At 33.5% G+C, this 1,832-nt stretch carries 3 protein-coding genes; all 3 read left to right on the top strand.

What is annotated here, in order from left to right:
* Nucleotides 1-210, top strand: a 210-nt coding sequence (locus J5G60_RS18140; RefSeq protein WP_207876623.1) for a zinc ribbon domain-containing protein, incomplete at its 5' end; no start/stop codon positions are given.
* Nucleotides 211-455: 245 nt separating this feature from the next.
* A complete protein-coding gene (gene msrA, locus J5G60_RS18135; protein ID WP_150358154.1) occupies nucleotides 456-938 on the top strand; it encodes a peptide-methionine (S)-S-oxide reductase MsrA in 483 nt (160 codons plus the stop codon).
* Between the two features lie 58 nt (nucleotides 939-996).
* Complete coding sequence (locus J5G60_RS18130) at nucleotides 997-1,773, top strand: alpha/beta hydrolase (RefSeq protein WP_150358153.1); 777 nt, start codon at nucleotides 997-999, stop codon at nucleotides 1,771-1,773.
* Nucleotides 1,774-1,832: the final 59 nt, after the last annotated feature.

Here is a 1,832-nt window from a genome sequence, read left to right as displayed (position 1 = left end):
AGAATGCTGGAATACAAGGCTGGATGGTATGGCAGAAAAATAATAGTGGCACCCGGTAATTATGCAAGTAGTCAATTATGTTCAGTTTGTGGATACAAGAATAGAGAAGTAAAAAATCTTGCACTCAGGGAATGGATCTGTCCTAAATGTGACACACACCATGACAGGGATATAAACGCCAGTAAAAATCTGCTGAAATTAGCCATATAATTTTGGTAATACACTGAGGTTGGTTCGACCTTTAGAGCTTAGGTAAACTTGTTCCATTAGGAATATTGACTAAGAAGCCATCCACTTCTATAAGTGGTGGTAGTTCACTTAATAAAGTAATTAAATTATTATGCTTAAAAACTTTTATAATTCATTAATTTAGCAGTATACTAAAGAATATTAGAAGTTCGCTTGAAATTAGGAAATACAAAAGTAATTATGTGAAAGAATAGGAGATGTGAACTGTGAAAAACATTGTATTTGCAGGAGGATGCTTCTGGGGAGTTCAGGCATATTTTGACGGTATAAGGGGAGTCCTAAAGACAAAAGTTGGATATGCAAATGGGAATGGAAAAAATCCCAGTTATGAAGAAGTCTGCAGCGGAAATACAGGGTTTGCAGAAGCCTGCTTCTTAAAATATGATCCTCAGATTATAGGACTTGAAAAATTGCTTGAAATGTACTGGAAGGTAATAGATCCAACACTTGTGGATAGGCAGGGAAATGACAGGGGAAATCAATACAGGACCGGAATTTATTATATAGATGAGGATGATGTGAATATTATAAAAAAATCCATAGAAAATCAGCAGAAAAACTACAAGAAAAAAATTGTAACAGAGGTTCTTCCTCTTGAAAATTTTTATAACGCCGAGGGATATCATCAGAAGTATCTTGAGAAAAATCCAGGGGGATACTGCCATATACCAAAAGAACTGATGAACTGACCCAAACTCTTTCTTTTTACAGCGAATTGTTTTAGAATTAAAAAAGAGGTGTAATTTAATGCAAAAAGCAGTTGAAATTGAAAGTAAAGGATTAATTTTAAGAGGAACGCTGCACATTCCTGAAAACATTACAGCTGATATTCCAATAGTTTGTATTTTTCATGGCTTTACAGGTGATAAAATAGGATCTCATTTTATATTTGTCAAGTTATCGAGAATTTTAGCTGAGAGGGGGATTGCAAGTGTTAGATTTGATTTTGGGGGAAGTGGAGAAAGTGATGGCGACTTTGTTGATATGACTGTTTCCAGGGAACTTGATGACGCAAATGCCATACTTGATTATGCAAAGTCTTTGGATTTTGTTGATAAAAATAGAATAGGCATTCTGGGCCTCAGTTTGGGAGGAGCTGTTGCAAGTATGCTGGCAGGTGATAGAAAAGAAGACATACAATCGCTATGCCTCTGGGCTCCGGCAGGTAACATAAGAGAAATTGTCATGAATAGGGAAAAAAATGAAAAAGAAGATCTTAAAAAAATGCTTAGAAATGGTTTCAGGGATATGGGAGGGTTAATGCTTGGTATAGACTTCTTAAAAGATACGGAAAATATCAATGTTTTTGAAAGAGCTGTCAACTATGATAAAAATGTTCTTTTGATACATGGTGATAATGATGAAATTATTAAACACAGTGTATCAGAAAAATATCTGGATATTTATGGTGATAAAGCAGTCCTATATACCGTAAATGGAGCAGATCATACATTTAATAGTATAAATTGGGAAAATGAAGTTATTGATTGTACAAGTAATTTTTTAGAAAAAGAACTTAAATAATATATTAAAATATAGTATTTAAAAAATTATTTTATTGTATTTTTCACTTGTATCTCTTT

The sequence above is a fragment of the Clostridium sp. HV4-5-A1G genome (assembly GCF_900184915.1).
Taxonomy (GTDB): domain Bacteria; phylum Bacillota; class Clostridia; order Clostridiales; family Clostridiaceae; genus Clostridium_B; species Clostridium_B aromativorans.
This window is presented reverse-complemented; position numbering and strand designations above follow the sequence as displayed.

Bases quoted from the DNA above. Each gene is read 5' to 3' on its own strand.
- J5G60_RS18130 (WP_150358153.1), top strand. From the start codon at position 997: ATGCAAAAAGCAGTTGAAATTGAAAGTAAAGGATTAATTTTAAGAGGA.